Origin of the sequence: Hymenobacter sp. (assembly GCF_036388155.1) — a bacterium.
Classification (GTDB): Bacteria; Bacteroidota; Bacteroidia; order Cytophagales; family Hymenobacteraceae; genus Hymenobacter.
In genome coordinates, this window is sequence record NZ_DASVSI010000074.1 from 44,130 (window position 1) to 51,847 (window position 7,718).

A 7,718-nucleotide genomic window follows, 5' to 3' on the forward strand; every position below is an offset into this window, starting at 1 on the left:
ACCGCAATAGCGTGCCGGCGAGAGGAGCCGCAGGTGAGTGCGCACTTGCGGCACATATGCCGTGGTTCAGGCCACCTTTAGGGCGTTGCCGCTACCAACCCGGGTTCTGCACCATCGAGGGCACCTTCCGGATTTCCGAATCGGGAATGGGCAGCAGGTACATCTCGGGCCGGAAGTTGTGGCGGCGGATGGATTCGGTGACCTCGTAGGCGGTCGGCGTGGCCGCGGGGCTGGCCTGCACGATGCGCATGCGCTTGTTGTAGGCGTTGGCAACCACCATGGCTATTTTCCAACGGCGGATGTCGTTCCAGCGGTGGTCTTCGTAGGCCAGCTCGATGCGGCGCTCGTTGCGCACCACTTCCCGCATTTCGGGCAGGCTCATGCCGGCCTTCAGGCCGTAGTTGCCATCGGTGCCCGCCTCGATGCCGGCCCGCTGGCGGATTTGCTTGAGCACGGCCAGGGCCGCGGCCTGGTTGCCGGTTTCGTTGATGGCCTCGGCGTAGTTGAGCAGGATTTCGGCGTAGCGCAGCAGGGGCCAGCCGCGCGTGGTGTTGCTGCTGCCGTTCTGGGCGATGTTCACGTCGCACATCTTGCGGCAGTAGTAGCCCGTGGTGAACGAATTGCCCACGTAGCCATCGCCGCCGCTGCCTTCGTAGGTGTACACGGGTTGCAGCCCGCTGTTGGCGTTCGCGTACCTCGACATGTTGTAGATAATCGTGTAGTCAAAGCGCGGGTCGCGCTTGTCATACGGATTCTTGGGGTCAAAGCCCGAGGTGGGGTCGGTGATAGCCTTGCCGTTCTTCATCGGAAAGCAGTCCACAATGTTTTGGGTCGGCATACTATTGTACTGGCCGCCGCGCGAGGGCGGGTTGTAGTAGTTCTCGTATTCCCGCTGCGAGCCGCGGTTCACGAAGATGATGTATTCCTTGTTGACCCGCTTCAGGAACACCTCGTAGAAGCCCAGGCCCGGCGTGTTGGGGTTGGAGCCCATGTTTAGCTCATACGGCTTGCCCGCCATGGTGATTACCGCTTGGGCGGCATCGGCGGCGGCCTGCCAGTGGCTGAGGCTGGCAGTGGGGTAGCTGACGATTTTTTGCAGCTCCGGGTTCTTGGCTTCCGACTCGCCGTTGAACAAGGGGCTGGCGGCCTGCAGCAGCAGGCGCGACTTCAGGGCCAGGCAGGCGCCCACCGTGACCCGGCCGTAGTCCTGCTCGGTGTACTCCACGGGCAGCACCTTGGCCGCCGCGTCCAGCTCGCTCACCACGTAGTCCACGCACTCGGCGTAGGTGTTGCGGGGCAGGTCAATCACCTCGTCGGGCGCGTACACTTTGTCGCCAACCAGGGGCATGCCCCCGAAGTGGTTGAGCATGGTTTGGTAGTACCACGCGCGCAGGAAACGGGCTTCGGCGGCAGCGCGGGCCTTCAGCCGGCCGGAAAGCGGCGCGTCAGGCAGCTTTTGGAGGAACAGGTTCACGCGGCGGATGTTGCGCCACGGCACGTCGTAGCTCTCTGCCACGTTGAAGTTAAGCGGGCTGATGGAGCCGTTGTAGAGCTGCACGGCGGGCTGGCCCGTGCCGCTGTAGCGAAACTCGGCGTCGTCGGTAGCCACTTCCGTGGAGCTTGTGCCGTTCCAGCGACCCTTGTTGTAGGCGTAGCTGATGTCGCCGTAGATGCGCCCCAGGAAACCCATCGTCCGGGTGCTGTCGGTGAACACGTTCGCCTCGGCCAAGATGTTGGTTTTGGGTTCCAAGAAGTCATCCTTCTGACACGCAGTGAACATGGCGGCCACCAGAAAGAAAAAAAGCTGCTTTTTCATATAATTCAAGTATGGAGTGTGAGCAACCAGCGAGGGCTTGCTATGCAAGCGGCTGCCGGCAGCATCATTGGCTTAGAAAGTGACGCTCACGCCGAGGTTGAACAGGCGCTGCGGCGGGTACTGAATTTGGGTGGTGCCCCCGATGCCGTTGTTCACGTTGGCCACGCCGTTGCCGCCCTGCGAAATCTCGGGGTCGAGTTCGTAAAGGCGGTTCAGCTTGGTCCAGGTGAACAGGTTGTTGCCGTTGGCGTAGAGGCGGGCCTGACCAATGCCCAGCTTCTTGGTGAGGCCAATGGGCAGCTCGTAGTTCAGCTGCGCGGTCTTGAGCCGGATATAGTCGCCCCGGATGTACCAGAAGGTGGAGGAGTAGGCGCCCGCGTCGCTGATGCCGCCGCCCAGGCTCAGGCGGGGGTACTTGGCGTCGTCGCCCAGTTCCGGCGTCCAGGCTTTGGTGTGAATCTCTGTCAGGTTGGCCGTAAACGCTTTGATGACCACGTCGGCGCCGCGCACGTTGAAGTTGCTGGCACCCTGAAACAGCACGTTCAGGCTGAAGGCCTTGTAGCGGAAGCTGCTGGTAATGCCGTAGTTGGTGTTGGGCAGGGCCGGATAGCCTTCCACCGATTGGTCCGACGCGTTGATGATGTTGTCGCCGTTCAGGTCCGCGTACTTCAAGTCGCCCGGAAAGACGGGCACCGCCGGTTTGGGGCTGTTGGCAATGTCGTCAGCGTCTTTGTAGAAGCCAATCCACCGATACACCCGCTGCTGCCCGATACTATTGCCGGTGAGGCGCTGGTACGGGTACTGGGGGTCGGGCTCGTCCTGGAAGACAATCTTGTTTTTGGCCAGCGAGTAGTTGCCGCCCACCGAGAAGGAAACGTTCTTGCCGATGTCGCGGCGGTAGTTGAGCTGCACCTCCACGCCCCGGTTGTTTACCTTGCCCAGGTTGACGGGCGGCAAGCCAATGCCGACAAGCTGGGACACGGTGCCCCGCCGGGTCAAGATGTCGTAGCGGTTGTTGTCAAAGAAGTCCACCGTGCCGGTAAGCGCATTGTTCAGCAGGCCGAACTCCACGGCCACGTCCAGCTTTTTCTCTTTTTCCCAGCTCACGCTTGGGTTGGCCAAATCGCCTTCCATCACGTTGTTGGTCGGGTTGGGCGAGTAGCCAAAGTCGGCGGCGGCAATGCCGAAGTTGTTCGCGGTGCCCGTGTTGTTGGTGTTCATGTTGCCCTGGCCCTGGGAATAGCTCTGCTGGTAGTAGTAGGTGAAGCCGCCGCCCAGGGCGTCGTTGCCCACAATGCCGTAGGAGCCCCGAAACTTCAGCTGGTCGATGAACCCCAGAGCCGATTTGAAGAAGGGCTCCTCCGAGATGTTCCACCCCGCCGACACGGCCGGGAACAGGCCGTAGCGCTCGGCGCCCACGAAGCGCGACGAGCCGTTGTAGCCGGCGTTGAGCTGGAACAGGTACTTCTGCTTGTAGTCGTAGCCAAGGCGGGCCGAATACCCGCGGAAGTTGTTGGGAATGAAGCGGTACAGTTCGTCAATCACTGGATTGCCGGTATTGCGGTTCTCCATGTTCGAGTTGCGGTTGAGCAGCGCCAGGCCCGACAGGTGGTGGTCGCCAAAGGTGCGGTCGTAGTTCAGGATGGCCTGCAGGTTGAGCACCCGCACGGTGTTGCGCCCTTGGTAGTCGTAGCCCAGGCGGGGCAGGCGGAACACGCTCGGGTCGCGCGGCTCGTAGCGGTCATCCACCGGCGTGTTCGGGTCGTTGGTTTTGGAGGGGTCGTAGATGAAAGAGGGGAACGTGCCGCGCGACAAGGAGCGGTAGTAGACGTAGTTGCTGGTGTAGGCCACCCGGCCCTGCACTGAAAGGCCCTTCGTCAGGAAATCCAGGCCCTGCTTGGCCGACAGCACCACGTTCATGTTGCTCTCGTAGTTGCGCTGGTAGCCGGCCGTGGCCAAGCGCCCAATGACGTTGTTTACGTCGATGCCCTGGCCGTTGCCACCGCGGGCCCAGGTGCTGTAGCCGTACGAGCCGTCGGGGTTGGTGATGGGGTACTGAAACGGAGCCAGCGTGTTGAAGCTGCTGTAGTCGTAGAACACGTCGTTCCGCTGGAAGGGGCTGGCCGTCACCGGAATGTTCACCTGGGCAAAGTTGCCGTATAAATCCACGCGCATGTCCAGGCTTTTGGTCACCTTCATGTCCAGGTTCGAGCGGTAGTTGTAGCGCTTCTGGTAATAAGAGCCGTCGATGTCCTGGCCCTTGCTGAAGTTTTTGGTAATGCCGTCCTGAAACAGGTAGCCCAACGACACGAAGTACTTCACCCGCTGGGTGCCGCCCGTCAAATCCAGGTTGACGCGCTGCTGCTGGCTGAACTTCTTGAACAGTACCTCCCGCCAGTTGATGTCGGGGTGCGTGTAAGGAGAGGAACCGGTTTCGTAGGCCCGCAGGTCGGCCTCCGAAAAGCGGGGCTTGAACGTGGGCGAGGGCGCCACCGCGTTGTCGTTGATTTGGGCTTGGTTGTAGAGCGAGGCGCTTTGGAAGGAATTGAGGTAGTTGGGCAGCTTGGTGGGCTGGCTCAGGCTGCCTTCCAGGCGAAGCGAAATCTGGGGCGGGCCTTCTTTGCCGCGCCGCGTGGTCACGACCACCACGCCGTTGGCGCCCCGGATGCCGTAGATGGCCGTGGTGGAGGCGTCTTTCAGAATCGAGAGGCTTTCAATTTCGTTGGGGTCGAGGCGGGCAAACTGGTCGTAGGAGTACTCGATGTCGTCGACGATGATGAGCGGCCGGGTGTTGCCGTTGTAGGAGCTCACGCCGCGGATGTAAAATTCGGCCCCGTCGGCGCCGGGCCGGCCCGAGCCCTGCTGGGAGAAGAAGCCGGGCAAACGCCCCGACAAGGAGTTTTGCAAGCTGGCCGAGGGGTTTTCCCGGATGTCTTTGCCGCTCACCACGCTCACTGAGCCCGTGGAGGTAAGCTTTTTCTGCTCGCCGTAGCCCACCACCACCACGTCGTTGAGCACTTGGTCGTTGGACTCCAGTTTCACGTCCACCGTGGTGCGGGTGCCCACCTGCACTTCGGCCAGCTTGTAGCCCACCGAGCGAAAAACCAGCACGCCGCCTTTGCCCCGCAGGGTGAGGGTGTAGCGCCCGTTCAGGTCCGTGCTGATGCCGTTGGTCGGTGCGTCTTTCTCGTACACCGACACGCCGGGCAGAACCTCTTTGGCGTCGGACACCACGCCTTGCACCGCTTGGCCCTGCGCGTGCAGCGAGCCGCTGGCCAGCAGCAAGCCGAAGAATAAAAGTAGTATTATGTTTTTCATGCCATGTTATAATGAAGAAGGCGAATTGCAGTCCGGCCGGTGGGCTTACCAGCCGGGGTTCTGCTTCAGGTTCAGGTTCTTGGTGGTTTCGTCGTAAGGCAGCGGCATGTAGTAGAGCTTGGGCTGGAACACCAGGTTGGTCACCAGGGTCCGCTCGTAGGTGTAGGTCAGGGGCGAGGTGGCGGTGCGCGTAATCTTGATGCCGTTCAACGGGCCGCTCAGGGCCGTTTCGGCGATTTTCCAGCGGCGTACGTCCCAGAAGCGGTGCTCCTCGAAGGCCAGCTCGATGCGGCGCTCGTTCCGAATCAGCTCTCGCAAAGCCGCTTGCCCGATGCCGGCCGGAATGCCGTAGCGCCCGTCGGCGCCCGCCATGATGCCGGCGCGCCTCCGTAATTCAATTATTTGATTTACAGCGTCCTGTGTGCGGGTTCCTACTTCGTTGAAGGCTTCGGCGGCATTCAGCCGGATTTCAGCGAAGCGAAAAATCGGGAAGTTGTGGCTTTGGGCGGTGTAGCTGGAGTTGGTGGCAAAGTTGGCCAGGAACTTGCGCAGGTAGTAACCCGTGCGGGTCTGCACCGCGTTGCCGCCCGGCTTGTCGCGTCCCCCCTCAAACAGCTCCACGGGGCGGTTAATCCAGCTGGTCGGCACGGGAGTCGTGCCGTTGGCGGCAGTGACGCCGTTGGTAAACACGGTCAGGGCCAGGCGCGGGTCGCGCTCGGCGTAGGGGTTGTTGGCCCGGTAGGTGGTGGCGGCGTCCGTGATGGGCCGGCCGTTGAGGTCGGGGAAGGCGTCCACCAGGTTCTGGCTGGGGCTGGTCAGGCCCTGGCTGGCGGCCGGCGTGACGTAGCCAACGGGGGCGTTGCTGTTTTCCAGCGAGGTGCCGTTGGGCGACTGCTTGGCCAGGATGATTTCCGTGTTCTTCTTCACCACAAACACATTGTTGAAGTTTGGTTGCAGGGTGTAAGGGGCGGCGTTGCTGCTGTTAAAAGTCAGAAACTCCTGGGCCGCCTCGGCGGCCTTCAACCAGCGGGACGGGTCGGCGCTGGGGTAGCCCAGCAGGTCGCTGCCGGCCACGCCTCCCCCGTTGAAGAGCGGGCTGGCCGCGTAGAGCAGCACCCGGCTCTTCAGGGCGTAGGCGGCGCCCCGCGGAACCCGGCCCCAGTCGGCGTCGCTGACGGGTTCGGGGCGCAGGGTGCCCTTGACGGCGTCGCACTCGCTCACAATGTAGGCCACGCAGTCGGCGTAGGTGTTGCGCGGCACCGACAAATCGTCTTCCAGGCTGAAGATTTTGTCGCCGATGAGCGGCACGCCGCCGTAGCGCTTCACCAGCTCAAAATACATCAAGGCCCGGATAAAGCGGGCTTCCGACTTCCACCAGGTCAGGTTCTCGGCGGTAGTCGGCACCTTGTCGATGTTGGCCAGGAAGATGTTGACCTTGCGAATGCCCGCGTAGCTCGTGCCCCAGTACGCGTCGGGGTTGAGGATGGTGCTGATGGTGCCGTTGGTGTAGTACTCCACCGTGCGGCCCGTGCGCGAGGGCACGGCGTCGTCGGTGCCGGCGTCCAGAAAATCGCCGCCCACCCGCATGAACCCGTTGGGAATGTAGTTGTAGAGGTCGTTGAGGAACTGCAAGGCCACCACGGCGTTGCGGTCCTGAACGTCCCACACGGTGTCTTCCCGGTAAATGTCCCGGGGCTCGGTTTCGATTCGTTGGCAGCCCGACCCGGCCAGCGACAACGCCAGGCCGGTCAGCAATAGGTAACGTTTCTTAATCATAAAAAAGAGGACAGGCCGGAGCCTAGAGCTTGAAGTTAATGCCGAGGTTGAACAGGCGCTGCTGCGGGTACGCGTTGTTGAAGATTTCCGGGTCGACGCGACTGAACTCGCTCACGGTAAGTAGGTTGGTGGCACTGGCAAACACCCGCAGGGACTGCACGCGCACCCGGCTGGTGAGGAATAGCGGCAGGGTGTAGCCCAGCTCCACGTTCTTGAGGCGGGCGTAGTTGGCGCGGCGAAACCAGTAAGAAGAAAAGGCCTGGTTGTTGGGGTTGGCGACCACGTTGAGCCGCGGGTAAGTGGCGTCGGGGTTGCTAGGCGTCCAGCGGTCGAGGTGCTGCTCGAAAGCCTGCCCAAAGCCGTTGTTCTGGAAGGCGTATTCGGCGGCGCCGCTCAGGTAAATGGTGCGGTTGAGCACGCCTTGTACCAAGGCCGACAAATCAAACGAGTGAAAGCGGATGCCGAAATCGGCCCCGAACGGAATGACCGACTTGGTGTTGCCGATGGGCGCCTGGTCGAACTGGTCGATGACGCCGTCGCTGTTCAAATCCTTGTAGCGGACGTCGCCGGGCCGGGGCCGGTAGCCCACCAGCGTGGCGGCGCCGGCAATTTCGGCGTCGCTCTGAAACAAGCCGTCGGCCACGTAGCCAAACGACTGGCCCACCTGCTGGCCGGTGCGCCGCATCCAGTCGTAGGGGCGGAACACCTCGTCCTGGTACAACACCCGGGACTTCTGAATGCCGACGTTGCCGGTCACGTAGTAATCGACGTTCTGGCTGCCTTGCTGCCAGGTCAGCTGGCCCGTGAA

The 7,718-nt window shown here is 62.1% G+C and carries 3 protein-coding genes and 1 pseudogene; all 4 read right to left on the reverse strand.

The features are described 5' to 3' along the window. Positions 1-91: 91 nt before the first annotated feature. The gene (locus tag VF629_RS10855; RefSeq protein WP_331058499.1) at positions 92-1,816 is read right to left on the reverse strand and encodes a RagB/SusD family nutrient uptake outer membrane protein; all 1,725 of its coding nucleotides are present in this window, start codon (positions 1,814-1,816) and stop codon (positions 92-94) included. 72 nt (positions 1,817-1,888) lie between these two features. Then, positions 1,889-5,134 (reverse strand): TonB-dependent receptor, encoded by a 3,246-nt coding sequence (locus tag VF629_RS10860; protein WP_331058500.1) that lies wholly within the window; start codon positions 5,132-5,134, stop codon positions 1,889-1,891. A gap of 45 nt (positions 5,135-5,179) precedes the next feature. Next, positions 5,180-6,910 (reverse strand): RagB/SusD family nutrient uptake outer membrane protein, encoded by a 1,731-nt coding sequence (locus VF629_RS10865; RefSeq protein ID WP_331058501.1) that lies wholly within the window; start codon positions 6,908-6,910, stop codon positions 5,180-5,182. Between the two features lie 22 nt (positions 6,911-6,932). Then, positions 6,933-7,718: pseudogene (locus tag VF629_RS10870) on the reverse strand (TonB-dependent receptor); the annotation flags it as partial.

What these genes read in the sequence shown, in the direction of transcription:
- VF629_RS10855 (WP_331058499.1), bottom strand. Translation starts at nt 1,816, where the DNA reads ATGAAAAAGCAGCTTTTTTTCTTTCTGGTGGCCGCCATGTTCACTGCG.
- VF629_RS10865 (WP_331058501.1), bottom strand. Translation starts at nt 6,910, where the DNA reads ATGATTAAGAAACGTTACCTATTGCTGACCGGCCTGGCGTTGTCGCTG.
- VF629_RS10860 (WP_331058500.1), bottom strand. Translation starts at nt 5,134, where the DNA reads ATGAAAAACATAATACTACTTTTATTCTTCGGCTTGCTGCTGGCCAGC.